Origin of the sequence: Acinetobacter bereziniae, from assembly GCF_016576965.1 — a bacterium.
In the GTDB taxonomy this organism is placed as follows: domain Bacteria; phylum Pseudomonadota; class Gammaproteobacteria; order Pseudomonadales; family Moraxellaceae; genus Acinetobacter; species Acinetobacter bereziniae.
This window is the reverse complement of the sequence record NZ_CP066119.1, coordinates 3,759,586-3,777,178: the sequence shown is the minus strand read 5'-3', so window position 1 is coordinate 3,777,178 and position 17,593 is coordinate 3,759,586. Positions and strand designations below refer to the sequence as shown.

Sequence of the window (17,593 nt, the reverse complement as noted above, 5' to 3'; positions counted from 1 at the left end):
TTGAAAATTTACATGGTATAAACAAGGCGCATTTACAGTCTTATATTTTGAGAAAAGTTTTCACTGATTTGCGTAGGCGAAGCGTTACTTTACTCAATCAATTTTTTTAACGCTCTTCTTGCACTGTAAACAAAATAGAGCCTTGTTTTTGCTCATATACTCCCACTCAACATGAAGACATTCATGTCGCTTCACGATCGCAATGTCAGGCAAGATTGGCTGATGAAAAAAAGCAAAGATATTCTATTGATATGAAGTGAATCATATTGATTGGTAGCATATAGGCTTGAGCCTTTTAACAGAGGCGTGGGATGGATTTGGTTTTTTATCGAATGACATTAAAATAAAAAGGCATCAACCATAATGGTGATGCCTTTTTATTTCAGTGAGTTTTAATCTATAAGAAAAAGCTTAAAGAATTTCAATCGCCACAGCGGTTGCTTCACCACCACCAATACACAATGCTGCAATACCTTTTTTGCCACCTGTACGTTTTAATGCATGGATCAACGTCAAGATAATGCGTGAGCCAGTTGAGCCTACAGGATGTCCTAATGCGCAGGCGCCACCATTGATGTTGACTTTTTCCGCATCTAATTTGAATTCATCGATTGGACACATAGTGACCATAGCAAAAGCTTCATTGATTTCCCATAAGTCGACATCTTGAGCATCCCAGCCTGTTTTATTTAAAACTTTTTGGATTGCACCTACAGGGGCAATGGTAAATTCAGATGGATGTTGAGAGTTTGAAGCATAAGCCACAATTTTTGCTAAAGGTTGCAGACCTTTTGCCTTTGCAACATCTGTAGAGGTTAAAACTAAAGCAGATGCACCATCCGAAATTGAGCTGGCATTTGCAGCCGTGATGGTTCCATCTTTAGCAAATGCTGGACGTAAGGTTGGAATTTTTTCAATATTGGCATTAAACGGTTGTTCATCTTGATCAATAACCACATCACCTTTACGACCTGAAACAGTCACAGGTACGATTTCGTCTTTAAACCAACCTTCAGTAATGGCTTTTTGAGCACGTTGTAAAGAACGAATGGCAAAGTCATCCATTTGTTGACGGCTATAACCTTTGCTATTCGCCATATCCTGTGCAAAAGATCCCATTAAGCGACCAGTTTCAGCATCTTCCAGTCCATCAAAGAACATATGGTCTTTGACTTCACCATGTCCCATACGATATCCACCACGGGCTTTCGGCAGTAGATATGGTGCGTTGGTCATCGACTCCATACCACCAGCAACAATGATCTCTGCAGAACCTGCTTTAATCGCATCAGCGGCTTGCATAACAGCTTTCATGCCTGAACCACATAGTTTATTGATTGTGACTGCACCTGTTGAATCAGGTAAGCCAGCTTTACGCATCGCTTGACGAGCAGGACCTTGTTTCAAACCAGCAGGGAGTACACAACCCATAATGACTTCTTCTACATCATTGGGTTGTAAACCAGCGCGCGCAATTGCTTCTTTAATGGTTATAGCACCTAATTCAGGCGCAGTGACATTGGCTAGGCTACCTTGAAAACCGCCCATTGCAGTACGTGCACCATTGACAATTACGATGTCAGTCATTGTTCTGATCTCCACATGATTCTTGTTAAATATATCCAAAACTTAAGCAGTATATAAAAAACAGCACAAGAATAAATGCTGAATATGCAATATATGTAGACGCTAGAGAACAGTTTTTAACATTTTTCAGTAGGCTCCTTATTTAAAGTCGCCATTCGTCCGATTTTATAGCGGGTATTGTTGTCAGTATCATGATGCCCACAATAGTAAAAACTGCCTGGTGAACCACGTGGTAGTCCGGTATCACCTTGAAGGGTCAAGACATCACGGCTACTGGCACTCCCAATCCAAGTCAAGGTTCCATATTTAATATTTTTTTCAGTTTTAAGGAGTATGAGCTCGCCATCGTCAATCTGCTTATTTTTATTACGATCTGTAAAAATAATTATGCCTTTATGCCACGTGTTTTTTTCACATTGGATCAAGCTTTCCGACGAACATATGACAACCGTTGTTCGTCGTGCCAATGCCTGACTTCTTGCATAAGAAACATGCTGTTGAATCATGGGATGAATCGATCGAAATTCTTGCTTTTGCATCCAATCATGATAAAAAGGCAAACTGATTAGGCAAATTATTGCAACGATAACAATTATGCTTATAAGCTCAAACAAAGAAAAACCTTGTTCTTTACAATAAAAATACATGTTTTAATCTTCTGTTAAGTATTGTTTTTTATTTGAAAAATAATGACTTGTCTATTAAATCTTATTGAAACGCTTTTGTAGTAAAATATTTATTACTATCACTTTCTTTTACTGCTAAAATACAGGTAGTAAAAAGATAAGCGATTCACGAAAAAAAATTGAGTAGAAAGTTACCGAATTACAACGGAAATTGTAAGTAATTTTGTCAATAATTTACTTGATTAAAGTTATCAAGCACTTGGAAAAAGCCTCAAGTGTTTGTATGATTCAACGTGAGTAGCTTAAAAATAATACTGGGGTATTAAAATTTATCTCAGGGTAGCCAATAAATTTTAGGCTAGGCTTGAACAACAATTGTTATCTCTGGAGGATATCCATGAAATTGAGTCGTATCGCACTTGCTATGCTTGTTGCTGCTCCACTCGCTGCTGCTAATGCTGGTGTAACTGTTACACCATTAATGCTTGGTTACACTTTCCAAGACTCTCAACACAACAACGGTGGTGACAAAGGCGAGTTAACTAACGGTCCTGAGTTACAAGACGATTTATTCGTTGGTGCTGCACTTGGTGTTGAACTTACTCCATGGTTAGGTTTCGAAGCTGAATATAACCAAGTTAAAGGTGATCTTGACGGTACTGGCGTTGCTGGTTCTGAATACAAGCAAACTCAAATCAACGGTAACTTCTATGCTACTTCTGATTTGATCACTAAAAACTATGACAGCAAAATCAAGCCATACGTATTGTTAGGTGCTGGTCATTACAAGTACAAACTTGATGACATGTCTTACCACAACAACGAAGAAGGTACTTTAGGTAACGCGGGTGTTGGTGCTTTCTGGCGCTTAAACGATGCTTTATCTCTTCGTACTGAAGCTCGTGGTACTTATAACTTTGACGAAAAATTCTGGAACTATACTGCTCTTGCAGGTCTTAACGTAGTTCTTGGTGGTCACTTGAAACCTGCTGCTCCTGTAGTAGAAGTTGCTCCAGTGGTTCCAGTTGCTCCAACTCCAGTAGAACCAGCTCCACAAGTTCTTACTGAAGATTTGAACATGGAACTTCGTGTGTTCTTTGATACAAACAAATCAAACATCAAAGATCAGTATAAACCAGAAGTTGCTAAAGTAGCTGATGCGTTGAATACATTCCCGAATGCGACTGCTCGTATTGAAGGTCACACAGATAACACTGGTCCACGTAAGTTAAACGAACGTTTATCTTTAGCTCGTGCTAACTCTGTTAAATCAGCGCTTGTAAGCGAGTACAACATTGATGCATCTCGTTTGTCTACTCAAGGTTTCGCTTGGGATCAACCGATTGCTGACAACAAAACTAAAGAAGGTCGTGCTATGAACCGTCGTGTATTCGCGACGATCACTGGTAGCCGTACTGTAACTAAATAATTAATTATTTAGTTAAAAAAAGGCGACTCAATTGAGTCGCTTTTTTATTGGAAATACATATAATTGATCAATATCTAAATAAAACTGAAGCAAAAATCAATAATTATAGGTTAGTCATGAAATACGTGATTCTAGGATTGATGTTGTTGAGTTTAATTGCTTGCACGTCTACGCCCATAAATAGCAATACTGTTTCCATCCAAAAACAATATCCAAACGAAGTAAAGTCTTTGAAACATGGGCTTTCTATATATTTTCAGCCGAAATCGACTGAAATCGATCCGCAATATCGCCCAGCTTTATCAGTTGCTGCACAGTTATTGCAAACCAATAAAAATTTTGTGCTTAATATCGAAGGACATACAGACAGTTCAGGCTCATTGGCTGCCAATAATAAAGTCTCATTGACACGTGCAAATATCGTCAAAGATTATTTAGTGAGTGAATATAAGGTTAATCCTGATCAATTGATTACTCTTGGTTTGGGTCCAACAAAGCCTATCGCAGATAATAAAACTGCGGAAGGTAAAGCAAAAAATAGACGGGTCACTGTTATTTTAAAAATTAAGTAAATTCACAATAGAACTCAATTTTTTTCTATACACGTTATAATGATTTACTCAGATTTTTTAAGTGTTTGGATTGTGAATGAGTCTACAACTTCCCGATGAATTACTGAATTTAGAAGCCAATGGCGGTATTTTTGCGGTCTGGATGCTGATGCAAAATTATGTTATCCAAGTTGATATTCAAACGCTCGTTCAGCTTTGCAAGCATGACTCTGAAGATGGAACATTTACAATAGGCTTGGCAGTTGGGCTTAAGAAATTAGGTTTTGATGTTGTATTTCATACAGCAGAAGATCCCAATATTCACTTCAAAGAAATTGAGCATTACACAGAGGCAAATCGTCTAGGTTTGGCTATTGAACAACCCTTAACTTATCAAGATATTCAAACCAACATTGAACAGGGTTATGCCATAGTTGTTTATTATGACACTTTAGAGGGGGTTGGTAATCATTCCTTGGTGTATTCAATTGATGATCAAGAAATATGTTTTTATGATAGCTTTGATCCAATGCAAAAAAATATTTTTGAACAACAACGCCAGGCTGAAGGTATTTGCCAACAGGTCATCGTCATTCGTGAATATTGTCCTAAGCTCCGATACAGTTAACTTTGCGTTCGATTTCCTCTTTGCAAATCGAAACTCACAAAAAGGAAGTGCTTAACTACAATTAAGACTTAGCCTTTAATACACAATACTTGTTTAAGGGTATGCACCACTTCAATCAAATCGCTTTGATTTGCCATAACTTGATGAATATCTTTATAGGCACTAGGGATTTCATCTACCACGCCTTTGTCTTTACGACACTCAACGCCAGCAGTTTGTGTGATTAGATCTTGCTGATTGAACAAATGTTTAGCTTTTGTTCGACTCATTTTCCGTCCTGCACCGTGTGAACATGAACAGAATGAATCTGGATTGCCTTTGCCTTTTACAATAAAGGATTGCGCGCCCATTGACCCCGGAATAATTCCGTATTCATCAAGCCCTGCACGAATTGCACCTTTGCGGGTAACAAAGACTTCTTCACCAAAGTGAAGCTCTTTTTGCACATAATTATGGTGGCAATTAATCGCTTCTTTGGTCATCTGAAAGCTGGGTAATAATGGACGAATGGCTTCCAAAATTAAACGCATCATTTCACGGCGATTTTCAAAAGCATATTCTTGTGCCCATTCAACAGCTTCAACATAATCATCAAAGTTGCTTGAACCTTCTGCAAAATAGCTCAAGTCTTTATCAGGCACATGACCAAAACGGTTTTGCGCTTCTTTTTTGGCACGTTCAATAAAATACGTACCAATCACATTGCCCAAACCACGACTGCCCGAATGTAGCATGACCCAAACATCATCATTTTCATCAAGGCAAAGTTCAATAAAGTGGTTTCCACCCCCTAAAGTTCCAAGTTGTTTCTGCCAAGTGACATCAAAACTACGTAACATACGTTTTAATGCTGGATGCTTGTCAGTAATTAACTTTAGTTTTTTATCTAAAGGTGAAAGTGTTGATGCTTTGGCTTTAATTTGCTTGTGTATTTCAAAGCCAACAGGAACTTTTCTTTCAATCGCGTTACGTAAACTACTCAAGTTGTCGGGAAGTTGAGCAGCTTTTAGACTTAATCTTAAAGCATTCATTCCACAACCAATATCCACACCCACAGCAGCAGGAATGATGGCATTTTTAGTCGGAATCACACTACCTACTGTAGCCCCTTTACCTAAATGTACATCAGGCATGACTGCAATATGCGAGTGAATAAATTGCAGCTGTGACATCTTTCGTAGCTGTGTCAGGCTTTCTTCATCTACATCCGTAGTATAAATTTTTACAGGAACGCCATATTCTGCTTTGGCGTTCAAAATCATTTGTATGCCCATTTTTTCATTCTCTAAGCAAATTATTTTTATTGTCCGAAAGTTTTAAATAAATATTACCCATCCATGACTTGGATTCAGTAGGCAATAAAAAACCTAGCGAATGCTAGGTTTGAAACTGACATTCGGACACTTTGATTAAATCAGTGTCCGTGAGTAGACGACGATTTAATCTTAATTCAATGTTTTCTCAAGTTGTTGCATGTCGTACTCCTGTTTATTTTTTGATTCGAAAATCAAAGACCAAAATTCTGTTTGGATATTATCCAATGGGCGCTATTCTATAAATAAAAAAAACTTTGTCAATCCATCCCGCCAATTTTTTTAGATTAAACAGGGTCCTTTAAGCTAAAAAATAATAAAGCAGCTCGAAAGCTGCTTTATCTAAATACGCTGATTTATTCTTTTTCCACTGAAATTGGACTGACATCCATTTTGTCATAAGGTACAAATTTAGTTTTATGCTTCCATTTATAACCAAGCCAAATCACAAGGAACAGCGGAATACTGATATAAGTGGACAGCACGCTCATCCATTTGCCTGCAAGAATAGCCTCTGAATTTTGTCCAAGAATAATAATGGCACAGAGAATAAATGCAAACCAAGGACCAAATGGGAAGAATTTTGCTCGATACGCTAAATCTTCCAGTTTGTGACCTTGTGCCAAATAGCCTTTACGGAAGCGATAATGCGAGACTGCAATACCTAACCACACGATAAAACCACACATTCCTGACATATTTAACAGCCACGTAAATACCACACTTTCACCAATAAAGGTGGTCAAGAAACACAGTGCTGCAATTGCAGTCGTGGCATAGAGTGCATTCATTGGCACGCCACGCAGATCGAGTTTAGCGAAAATTCGTGGTGCTTTTCCTTCACGAGCCATATCAAATAACATACGTGTTGATGAATACATGCCCGAATTACCCGCAGACATAATCGCAGTTAAAATCACCGCATTCATTAATCCTGCTGCAAAAGCTAATCCTGCTTTTTCGTACAATAAGGTAAATGGTGAAAGGGTAATATTACCGTCGCCTTCAGCGGCAAGAGCAAGATTTGGATCTGTATATGCAACCAAGGTACCGATGATAAAAATACATAAGATATAGAATAACAGAATTCGCCAAAAGATCTGTTTGATTGCAATCGGAATGGTTTTCTTTGGATCTTTAGATTCACCCGCAGCAACGCCTACCATTTCAGTTCCCTGAAATGAGAATCCTGCAATCATGGCAACACCGACCAAGGCTTGGAATCCACCCACGAAAGGTGCATCACCAATAGTCCAATTCTTTGTAATTGAATCTGTTGGATCTAACATGATTTTGCCAATCATGAATAAGCCAATCACAATAAAGAACAGGATGGCAATGACTTTGACCAAGGAGAATAAGAATTCACTTTCACCAAAGCCTTTGACGGTTAATGCATTGATAAAGAAGATAATGGCGAGAAAGATTGCACTCCACCAGAATCCAGGAATATCGGGAAACCAAAACTTCATAATGAACTGAACTGCAACCAGCTCAAAAGCAACAGTAATTGCCCAGTTATACCAATAGTTCCAACCCAGAGCGAATCCAAAGCCTTCTTCTACATATTTATTACCATAGGTAAAAAATGCACCTGAAGTTGGATTGTGGGTTGCCAATTCACCCAAACTGGTCATTAAGAAATAAATCATAATACCAATCAGTACATAGGCAAGTAGTGCTCCACCTGGACCTGCTGTGGCAATGGTTTGACCAGAAGCAAGAAATAATCCTGTACCGATAGAACCGCCAATCGCGATCATGTTTAAATGTCGTGCTCCAAGCTTACGCTGGAGTTGTGGATGATCTGTTTCGCTCATCGTTATTCCTTACTGCTTTTTTGAGTATTGGCGAATAGCACTTTAAAGCCTTGTTGATCGGCTTTTGTAATGCATTGACCAAAGCTCTGCTCAATGAGTAATGGGTAATTTAGGAAGCGGTTTGCCACAATCCATAATTCACCGCCTGATTTTAAATGTCGTTTTGCAGTTTTACATAATGTTTCACTGGCATTGTAGTCGGTTTGAATACCTTGGTGAAACGGTGGATTGCTGACGATGGCATGTAAAAACAATGGCGCATCCTCAATTCCAGTCACTGCTTTTATTTCGAGTTGTTCTAAAGGTAGATGATTCTTTTCAAACGTCATTTGTGTTGAAGCTAAAGCAAAAGCATCAACATCTAAAGCAAAAATACGATTTTTAGGATTGAGTTTTGAGAGAAATGCGCTGATGACCCCCGCACCACATCCAAAGTCAGCAATTTTTCCTGAAGTGACTTGTTTCAAATAAGGCAATAGTACAGCAGTTCCAATATCTAATCGATTTTGACTAAATACACCAGGTAGGGCACAAATGCGAAGATCACCTGAAGGCGTGCTGACATTGTATTCTTGCGCCCATTGTGCGAGCGGTTTCGGAGTCACGGTTTTATCAGTCGTCAATTGCCACATTTGGCAATGACGTGCGCTGTCTAATTTTATGGCTTGACCATAAGGCAATAATTGTTTTGCAGCACGTTCAACACCGCCTTTCTTTTCTCCAACCAAAAAAATTGAAGCGCCGATTGCTAAACGAGCAACCAACTGATGCAGAACATAATTGAGTAATTCTTTGGATTTTGGGACAAAAACGATAGCTTGATCAAAATCAGCCTCTGCCATGTCTGTTCCAAAATGCACGTTGGCTTGTTGGTTTTGGAAATATTGGAACTCATTGTAATTCCAAGTCCAAACACTTGCCTCGATGTCATGAGCTAAATTTGAAAGTAGATCATCCGTTGGTGCATTGACCAATAAAACACGTCCAGAGAGATAGTCATGCTGTCGAATGACAACTTCACTTCTTGGCTCCATATTCACCATCCATCATTAAAATTGAACAATAATGCCCAGTCTAGGCTGGGCATTATAAAGAATTGATTCGTTATTTTTTAGTTTCAGGCAAAACTAAATTTAAAATTAAGGCAGCTAGTCCGCCTGTCGCAACACCAGAACTAAAGATATTGCGTGGTAATTCTGGTAAATGTTCTAAAATTTGAGGAACTTGGGCAACACCTAAGCCAAGTGCAAGTGAAATTGCAATAATCAACAAGGCACGACGGTCAAGTTGAATTCCCGATAAAATGTTAATTCCCGATGCTGCTACAGCACCAAACATCACCATGACTGCACCACCAAGAACGGCTTGAGGCACAGCTTGGATGATTCCAGCAACAGCTGGAAATAATCCAAGAATGATGAGCATTATCGCAATCCAAATACCGACAAATCGACTCGCAACACCTGTCAATTGAATCACACCATTATTTTGGGCAAAAACAGAACTTGGAAAGGTATTGAACAGCCCTGCAAGAAATGAGTTTGCACCATTGACCAATACACCACCTTTGATTCGCTCCATCCAAACAGGACCATCAACAGGTTGGTTTGAGATTTTTGAGGTCGCAGTCACGTCACCAATTGCTTCTAGAGAGGTCACAAGGTAGATGAATGCCATTGGAATAAACAAACTCCAAGAGAAACTAATTCCAAAGTGCATAGGTGTTGGGATTTGAATTAATGGGGCATCTTTTAAGCCTGAAAAATTTAAATAGCCCATAAAGCCTGCAAGAATATATCCAATCACTAAGGCGATTAAAATTGCAGAACTCTTAATCCAAACCACTTTAAATCGATTGAGTAAGATGATAATCGCCAATACTGTACATGACATAATTAGATTGTCTGTACTGGCAAAAGTATGGTTATCCATCGCTTGTTTGCCACCCCCCATACTGATAAGACCTTCTTTAACTAGGGTCAATCCAATCAGCAATACCACGATTCCTGTCACCAATGGTGTAATGAGTTTTTTCACCCAAGGTAAAATGCGTGATACACCCATTTCAATAAATGAACCTGCGATCACCACACCAAAAATAGAAGCCATGACTGCTTCAACAGGAGTACCCGCTGCTACCATTGCAGAACCAATCCCAATCATTGGTCCAATAAAGTTAAAGCTTGTACCCTGTACGATCAATAGACCTGCACCAAAAGGTCCAATTTTTTTGCATTGTAAAAAAGTAGCTACCCCTGAAATCACCAAAGACATCGATAAAATCATGTTGGTGTCTTGAGGCGATACGCCTAGTGCTAAACAAATGAGTAAACCCGGGGTCACAATTGGAACGATAATCGCCAATAAGTGTTGTAAAGCAGCAAAAAATGCGATAAGTGGTTTTGGACGATCATTTAAACCATAAATAAGATCGATTTGACCCTGTTTTTGATCGGAAGAGGTATGAGAATCAGACATGGTACAGAAAGAGGAAGCTGCGAGATGGCGCTATTCTAATCGCTTTACACACTATTACAAAATAAAAAGCCAGCAGTTGTGAAAAAAACTTGTAACTGTCAATAAACTGTCACTACTAAAAGTTATCTTTTTTCTGTATAATTTGCCCTCAAATTTAAAGCGTATCGAATTTACATGTCTGATATTAAAACTCTCCGTAATATTGCCATCATCGCGCACGTCGACCATGGTAAAACGACTCTAGTAGATAAACTTTTACAACAATCAGGTGCACTCGGTGACCGCGCGGGTGAGATTGAGCGTGTTATGGATTCGAATGCGCTTGAGTCTGAACGTGGTATTACCATTCTTGCAAAAAACACTGCAATCAAATGGTTAGACAAACGTACAAACACTGAATACCGCATTAACATCGTCGACACCCCGGGACATGCTGACTTCGGTGGTGAAGTTGAACGTGTAATGTCTATGGTTGACTGTGTACTTCTTTTGGTTGATTCACAAGAAGGTCCAATGCCTCAAACTCGCTTTGTAACTCAAAAAGCGTTTGCGCGTGGTTTGAAGCCAATCGTGATCATCAACAAAGTAGACAAGCCAAGCGCTCGTCCAGACTGGGTGATCGATCAAGTATTCGATTTGTTTGATAACTTAGGCGGTAGCGACGAACAATTAGATTTCCCAGTTGTTTATGCTTCTGGTCTTCGTGGTGTTGCTGGTCCATCTCCAGAAGAACTTGCTGAAGATATGACCCCGTTGTTCGAAACAATCGTAGATATTGTTGAACCACCTTCAGTTGATGTTGATGGTCCATTCCAAATGCAGATTTCTTCACTTGACTATAATAGTTTTGTGGGTGTAATCGGTGTGGGTCGTATTCAACGTGGTTCAGTAAAAACCAATACACCAGTGACTGTGATCGATAAAGATGGCAAGACACGTAATGGTCGTATCTTAAAAATTATGGGTTATCATGGTCTTGAGCGTGTAGATGTAGATTCAGCTCAGGCAGGTGATATCGTATGTATCACTGGTTTAGATGCATTAAACATTTCTGACACGATCTGTGATCCTAAAAATGTTGAAGCTTTACCTGCATTGTCTGTAGATGAACCTACAGTTTCGATGACTTTCCAAGTAAACAACTCACCGTTTGCGGGTAAAGAAGGTAAATTTGTAACTTCACGTAATATCCGTGAACGTTTGGATCGTGAATTGATTCATAACGTTGCTTTACGTGTAGAAGATACTGACAGTCCAGACCGTTTCAAAGTATCTGGTCGTGGTGAACTTCATCTTTCAGTATTGATTGAAACAATGCGTCGTGAAGGCTTCGAGATGGGTGTTTCTCGTCCGCAAGTGATCATGAAAGAAGTTGATGGCGAAATGCAAGAGCCATACGAAAACGTAACATTTGATGTTGAAGAACAGCATCAAGGTTCTGTTATGGAGCAAATGGGTAACCGTAAAGGTGAGTTGACCAATATGGAAGTTGACGGCAAAGGTCGTATCCGTATTGAAGCAACTGTTCCATCTCGTGGTTTGATTGGTTTCCGTTCTGAATTCTTAACCATTACTTCTGGTACTGGTATCATGACTTCAAGCTTCTCGCATTATGGTCCTGCGAAACAGGGTGCAGTTGCGAAACGTCAAAATGGTGTGTTGATCTCTATGGTTAACGGTACTTGCTTAGCGTTTGCATTGTTCACTTTACAAGACCGTGGTCGTCTGTTTGCTGAACCACAGTTAGAAGTGTATGAAGGTATGATCGTAGGTATGAACTCTCGTTCAGACGACATGACTGTGAACCCAACTAAAGCGAAACAGTTAACTAACATGCGTGCATCTGGTACAGATGAAGCATTAACGTTGACACCTGCTATTAAATTCACGCTTGAACAAGCATTAGAATTTATTGAAGATGACGAATTAGTTGAAGTTACACCTAAATCTGTTCGTATTCGTAAAAAATTCTTAACTGAAAATGAACGTAAACGTGCTTCTCGTGGCTAAGTGTTTTAACTAGGAATAATTTCATTTCTAGCAAAAAAACCGCAATTTTTTAATAAATTGCGGTTTTTTTATATAAATGTAAAAGGCTTTTGGTTTTTAACAAAAAACGAGTAAATTAAGCGGAAATGTACATGGAAACATAATGTATACTTCGTCACATAAAAAATACCTAAAATTGGCTTGGAGTTAAAATATGAGTATTCTTTCAGAATTCAGAGAGTTCGCCATTAAAGGCAACATGATGGATATGGCAATTGGTGTCATCATCGGTGGGGCATTTGGTAAAATTATTGACTCATTGGTCAAAGACGTGATCATGCCATTGATCTCTGTAATCACAGGGGGCGGTGTAGATTTCACACAAAAATTTATTGTATTGGGGGACAACCCGAATAATTTAACTTCATTGGATGCTTTACAAAAAGCAGGTGTGAATGTTTTAACCTATGGTAACTTCATCACGATCTTCTTAAACTTCCTGATTTTGGCTTGGGTTGTATTTCTGTTGGTTAAATTCCTTAATAAAATCCGTAAACCTGCTGAAGCTGCACCTGCTGCAACACCTGAAGATATTGAATTACTCCGTGAAATTCGTGATGAATTGAAGAAACGTCCGCAAGCCTAATAAATTGGATTGAAGTTGCAGGATTATATTTTTAAGTGGTTTTAGAAATATAAAATGATTGTAAAGAAACGAATTGAAACGGTACGATTAAGTACCGTTTTTTATGCGAGAACATAAAAGGATGATGGCTATGGTAAAAAAAAGCATAGGGATAGTGATCACACTCATGGCTTTATCCGCTTGTTCTGAGCATCCAAAAGAACAACAGGCGGTAGAAAAGGCTCAGGCTGAACGTGCAGATCAAGCCCAAGCTGCAAGTGGTTTGACATTTAGCGATATGCCGAATGAACAGACCACGTATGCCACCATTGAAACAGATTCAACAGATGAAAATGAAGCACTGTTACTTGCTTTGGAAACACGGTTGTTAAAGGCTAATTTTGAATTTATTGAAAAAGACAGTGGATCATCATGGTCGGAAAATGATTGTACGCTCAACAAAGTCATACAAGTAAAAGGCGAAGGAATTCGTTCATATAAAGCCGTCAGTAAAGAAAAATTAGGTGATGATCAACAGTATCGTCCAGATTTTGTCTTGTTGGTGTTTAGTTTTAAAGATGAAGCGACAGCTGAACAAAGTTTTAAAATGCTGGAATCAGCCGTTAATTCGGCAGGAGGTTACTGCAATGGTAAATCGCCTGAAAATATTGTCAGAAATGGCAATGAAATTTTTTACTTTACGACCAGAGCAGAGATGTTTAGGACGTATATTGATGATTATGCGAAGTTTGTCCATGAGTTTAAACCTGAACAAAGTGATTCAAATATATAAAAGAGTTTAAATTCATGAGAACAGCTCAGATTTTTATTTTTTTGGCGAGTTTTCTAATCTATGGATGCCAAGCCCATGTTAAAGTTGATGAAAATTTTATTAAGCAGTTCAGCCCAGAAATACGCCCTCAAGTAACCTCGATGTGTGAACAATATGATTCTAATGATCAGGTTCAAGGAGTTTATTTTAGTCACTACGCATTTGGTTTATATACCTTTATTGGAATTAAAAACAACAGATTTGAAATATTAAGCTTTGATGATGTCAAGTATTCTTCTATGGATCAAGTTTCAAATATTGAATTGCAAACAGGTCAATATATAAAACGAAATGACCAAATCATTTTAAAAACGGAAAAAATGACTAAGTCAGACCCCTTGGCAAACCAAAGTGCAGATTTTGAAAACTTTATTTATTTGCGAAACTCTCAAAGTGCATTTCTAATTAAAGATATTGAGGATGTAGCCAGTTCAATGTCATGGTCACAAACGATGGGAAGTGCGCGTTCGCAATTTAAGAAGATTCATTGTCATATTCAGGATTATCATCATTATAAAGGTGATGAAGAACCATCACCATCTTATCAAGCATTGCCTAAACGCTTTAAAGCACTTGTGTTTGATCAACCTTTGCATTTGACAGTAAAGTCTGCGGAAGACATTTCAAAGTCATTAGAGCGAAATGATGATTCCGAAACAGTTATAGAGCAAACAGTTCAAATTCTAAGTGGCAATACTCAGAAGTTATTTATAAACCAGCCAATCTGTATTATTCAAGGGCAAGGTAAAGGATTGTATGGATATATCAATCAACCGAGTCAGCCCCTTACTACAGCATGGATGAGTTTTGAGCAAGGTGCAAGTACGGGAATTGCCAGACAAGGCGATATCATTTCAACTTCATACCAAGAATGTAAATCTTTAAACTAAAAATCCATACGAAATTTAATTTCAACCAAATGAAAACCAAATTGACTTTTTACAGGTCCATGTAGGATATGTTCAGCCGCAGTAAATACCAATTTATCAATCACAGGAACAAGCTGTCCTTTTTTCACTTCACCCAGTTCACCACCACGTTTAGCTGAATTACACGTTGAATGTTGTTTCGCAATTTTGGCAAAATCAGCGCCATCATGGATCTTCTTCTTGAGCTGCTCTGCAAGATCTTTGTCTTTGACGAGAATATGTCGAACGATTGCAGTTTTCATTTACTTTTTCCTCGTATCTTTTTAGGCGTATCTTTGATTCGCTTAAGTGGTTGGCATTGGGGGCAAAAAACACTGGCTCTTTGTCCAAGTTTTAGATTTTCCAAAGTCGTTTCACAGTTGATACACATTTCACCTGCGCGACCATATGCCAACAAAGTTTGTTGAAAATAGCCATTTTCACCCATCGCATTGCTATAATCTCGTAAAGTTGACCCACCCAAATCAATTGCTTGCTTTAGGATTCGTTTAATTTCAATCACCAAATTTTGAACTTGTAGCTTTGATAAGCTTGACGCAGGTTGGGCAGGGTGAATACCCAAATTAAATAAGCTTTCAGTTGCATAGATATTTCCTACACCAACGACAATATGGTTATCCATGATTGCAACTTTTGTGCCGACATTTTTATTTTTTAATTTTTCAAACAAATATTCAGCATTAAATTCATCACTTAAGGGTTCAGGACCTAAAGTATCAATAAGTTTGCTTTGGCTTTGTTCATTCAGCCAAATAATGCAGCCAAATCGGCGTGGATCATGATAGCGTAATTGCATATCTTCAAATTGAATGATGAGGTGATCATGCTTTCTCATTTCATCTGACTCATCACAAATTCTAAAGCTGCCTGACATCCCTAAATGCCAGAGCATTGTATGACGTTCGAACTCAGCCAAAATATATTTGGAACGACGAGTTAAACCAATGAGTTTTTGACCTTGAAGTTGCTGAATATCTTCGGGAATTGGCCAACGTAAGCGAGATTCACGGACTTGGACATACATCACTTTCTGATTGATTAAGGGAACTAAGCTGGTTTTAGTTGTTTCAACTTCAGGTAATTCAGGCATGCATGTGTCGTATTGGGATAAGAGCTCATTATTGTATGCAAGAATGGGACGGCTTTAAAGTGCGATACTGTTAGTCCTACGACTTTAGGTTGAAGCCATAAGATAAATCGCAGAATGACTCGTTAGCGTGTTTGATAAGCTTTTGTTAATTAAAATAAAGTTTATTGATAAAATAAAGTTTTCCGATTGATAAAAAATATCTGATAGTTATATGTAAAAAAATGTGTAAATTTCTAGTAAATAATCTCTATAAATAATTTGGATTCTCCATAGTATTTTAGGCGTGATTGTGATTTTAAAATATGATTTTTATATTAATTTTATAAGGATCAAAAGTTTGAAATTAACAAAATTATCTGTATTCATTCTGCTCCAAATTAGGCTGCCCCATGAAAAAAATTGCTTATCCTTTATTGGCAATCTCTACTTTTACCATGATGTCTGTTGCATCGGCTGAAGATGCTTTTGACCTGCATGGATCAACCATGACAGGGGACTGGAATGGTACACGTACTGAGTGGGCTGAAAAAGGGATCAAATTCGATGGTACGATTGCCATGGATGGTTCATATCTTGCTGATGGTGGTTATGATGCACATCAAGCACCAACCTTTGCAACCCAGTTTGGTCTTGGAACTACTTTGGATATGGCGAAATTAGCAGGTTGGAGTGATGTTACGATTCGTGCTTTAGTCACCGCACGCCAAGGGGAAAGCACATCATTAAGAGGGATTCAGGCACCTGATGCACCACAATGGGCGAACTCTCAAGCCAATTGGGGGCGAGGTAATTCAGGAAGTCGTTTGAGTGAACTCTATATTGAAAAAAACTTTAAAGAACAAGGGCTCAGTATTCGTGTAGGTCGAATGGGTTTGGGGACTGAATTTAATACCATGGCTTGTGATTTCCAAGGCAATGCATTCTGTGCTGCACAAATGGGGAAATGGCAAGGTAAGCTTTGGTATAACACACCCGTTTCACAATGGGGCGGACGTTTGAAGTATCAAATCAATCCTGAGTTATTCGCACAAGTGGGCGTTTTTGAATACAACCCAGACAATGCTTTGGAGCGTCTAGGCTGGAACTTGGATACCAAACATGCTGATGGTGTAAATATTCTTTCTGAAGTGGTGTGGTCACCAAAGCAAGGTTTCAATGCTTTACCAGGCAGTTATCGCTTTGGTACGCTTTACAATACTGCTGACGAGGCAAAAAATCAGTACGATGTGGCTTATAAAGCAGCAACTAAGGCTGAAGATCGTACATATGGCGGCTGGATTGCCTTTGAACAGCAATTGACCTCAGTAGGTGAGGGCAAACGAGGTCTACATAGCTTTGGTAATTTTACTGTACATGATCGGACGACAACAGCGGTAAGTGATTCACAACAACTGGGTTTAAAGTACTATGGACTATTTAAAAGCCAACCCAACGATATTCTAGGCTTAGCCGTCAATAGAGTACATTTGAACGATCGTTATACGGATTATGTGAATAATAGTCGCTTAGGCACAAATTTAAGACAGCTGAATGAAGATGCAGAGTATAATGTTGAGTTAAATTACTCATATTACCCTGCCAAATGGTTCATGCTTCGTCCTTTAGTGCAGTATGTGGTGCATCCTGGTGCAACCAATCAGGTCGACAATGCATTGGTCATTGGCTTGGGGTCTAAAATTATTTTCTAAAATTATTT

Annotated in this window: 16 protein-coding genes; 8 read left to right on the top strand and 8 right to left on the bottom strand. The window is 38.7% G+C overall.

Features of this window, described 5'->3' with window-relative positions; translation table 11 throughout:
- Positions 1-411: 411 nt before the first annotated feature.
- Both I9192_RS17630 and I9192_RS17625 read right to left on the bottom strand, forming a co-directional pair.
- Positions 412-1,587, bottom strand: coding sequence for a thiolase family protein (locus I9192_RS17630; protein WP_005033539.1), 1,176 nt, complete (start codon positions 1,585-1,587; stop codon positions 412-414).
- 116 nt (positions 1,588-1,703) lie between these two features.
- The gene (locus tag I9192_RS17625) at positions 1,704-2,093 is read right to left on the bottom strand and encodes a GspH/FimT family protein (protein WP_227567604.1); all 390 of its coding nucleotides are present in this window, start codon (positions 2,091-2,093) and stop codon (positions 1,704-1,706) included.
- A gap of 517 nt (positions 2,094-2,610) precedes the next feature.
- On the opposite strand from I9192_RS17625, the gene omp38 reads away from it, so the two are divergent.
- The 3 genes from omp38 (at position 2,611) to I9192_RS17610 (ending at position 4,821) form a co-directional block, all read left to right on the top strand.
- Positions 2,611-3,642, top strand: coding sequence for an outer membrane protein Omp38 (omp38, locus tag I9192_RS17620; protein ID WP_004829936.1), 1,032 nt, complete (start codon positions 2,611-2,613; stop codon positions 3,640-3,642).
- A 116-nt stretch (positions 3,643-3,758) separates the two neighbouring features.
- Complete coding sequence (locus I9192_RS17615) at positions 3,759-4,214, top strand: OmpA family protein (RefSeq protein WP_005033535.1); 456 nt, start codon at positions 3,759-3,761, stop codon at positions 4,212-4,214.
- A 76-nt stretch (positions 4,215-4,290) separates the two neighbouring features.
- Positions 4,291-4,821 (top strand): hypothetical protein, encoded by a 531-nt coding sequence (locus I9192_RS17610; protein ID WP_005033532.1) that lies wholly within the window; start codon positions 4,291-4,293, stop codon positions 4,819-4,821.
- Positions 4,822-4,889: 68 nt separating this feature from the next.
- On the opposite strand, the gene I9192_RS17605 is transcribed toward I9192_RS17610, so the two are convergent.
- The 4 genes from I9192_RS17605 to I9192_RS17590 form a co-directional block, all read right to left on the bottom strand.
- Positions 4,890-6,095, bottom strand: coding sequence for an RtcB family protein (locus I9192_RS17605; RefSeq protein ID WP_005033529.1), 1,206 nt, complete (start codon positions 6,093-6,095; stop codon positions 4,890-4,892).
- A gap of 395 nt (positions 6,096-6,490) precedes the next feature.
- Positions 6,491-7,954: an amino acid permease gene (locus I9192_RS17600; protein WP_004829930.1), complete on the bottom strand. Its 1,464-nt coding sequence runs from the start codon at positions 7,952-7,954 to the stop codon at positions 6,491-6,493.
- 2 nt (positions 7,955-7,956) lie between these two features.
- Positions 7,957-8,988 carry a class I SAM-dependent methyltransferase gene (locus I9192_RS17595; protein WP_005033525.1) on the bottom strand — a complete coding sequence of 344 codons (1,032 nt, stop codon included), beginning with the start codon at positions 8,986-8,988 and terminating at the stop codon, positions 7,957-7,959.
- A gap of 70 nt (positions 8,989-9,058) precedes the next feature.
- Entirely contained in the window at positions 9,059-10,432 is a 1,374-nt protein-coding gene (locus tag I9192_RS17590; RefSeq protein ID WP_005033523.1) for a uracil-xanthine permease family protein, read from the bottom strand.
- 174 nt (positions 10,433-10,606) lie between these two features.
- Here I9192_RS17590 and typA point away from each other — a divergent pair, with 174 nt between their 5' ends.
- The 4 genes from typA (at position 10,607) to I9192_RS17570 (ending at position 14,768) form a co-directional block, all read left to right on the top strand.
- Complete coding sequence (gene typA / locus I9192_RS17585) at positions 10,607-12,442, top strand: translational GTPase TypA (protein ID WP_004829923.1); 1,836 nt, start codon at positions 10,607-10,609, stop codon at positions 12,440-12,442.
- A gap of 193 nt (positions 12,443-12,635) precedes the next feature.
- Positions 12,636-13,067 carry a large conductance mechanosensitive channel protein MscL gene (gene mscL, locus I9192_RS17580; RefSeq protein WP_004829921.1) on the top strand — a complete coding sequence of 144 codons (432 nt, stop codon included), beginning with the start codon at positions 12,636-12,638 and terminating at the stop codon, positions 13,065-13,067.
- A gap of 130 nt (positions 13,068-13,197) precedes the next feature.
- Positions 13,198-13,839 carry a hypothetical protein gene (locus I9192_RS17575; RefSeq protein WP_005033520.1) on the top strand — a complete coding sequence of 214 codons (642 nt, stop codon included), beginning with the start codon at positions 13,198-13,200 and terminating at the stop codon, positions 13,837-13,839.
- A gap of 14 nt (positions 13,840-13,853) precedes the next feature.
- The gene (locus I9192_RS17570; protein ID WP_005033517.1) at positions 13,854-14,768 is read left to right on the top strand and encodes a hypothetical protein; all 915 of its coding nucleotides are present in this window, start codon (positions 13,854-13,856) and stop codon (positions 14,766-14,768) included.
- Here I9192_RS17570 and I9192_RS17565 read toward each other — a convergent pair.
- Together I9192_RS17565 and mutM are read right to left on the bottom strand one after the other, a co-directional pair.
- Positions 14,765-15,049: a peptidylprolyl isomerase gene (locus I9192_RS17565; protein ID WP_005033515.1), complete on the bottom strand. Its 285-nt coding sequence runs from the start codon at positions 15,047-15,049 to the stop codon at positions 14,765-14,767. The genes I9192_RS17570 and I9192_RS17565 overlap by 4 nt on opposite strands.
- Complete coding sequence (gene mutM / locus I9192_RS17560; RefSeq protein WP_005033513.1) at positions 15,046-15,897, bottom strand: bifunctional DNA-formamidopyrimidine glycosylase/DNA-(apurinic or apyrimidinic site) lyase; 852 nt, start codon at positions 15,895-15,897, stop codon at positions 15,046-15,048. The genes I9192_RS17565 and mutM overlap by 4 nt, the downstream gene beginning before the upstream one ends.
- Before the next feature lie 389 nt (positions 15,898-16,286).
- Here mutM and I9192_RS17555 point away from each other — a divergent pair, with 389 nt between their 5' ends.
- Positions 16,287-17,585 (top strand): carbohydrate porin, encoded by a 1,299-nt coding sequence (locus I9192_RS17555; protein ID WP_005033510.1) that lies wholly within the window; start codon positions 16,287-16,289, stop codon positions 17,583-17,585.
- The last annotated feature ends 8 nt before the right edge of the window (positions 17,586-17,593 follow it).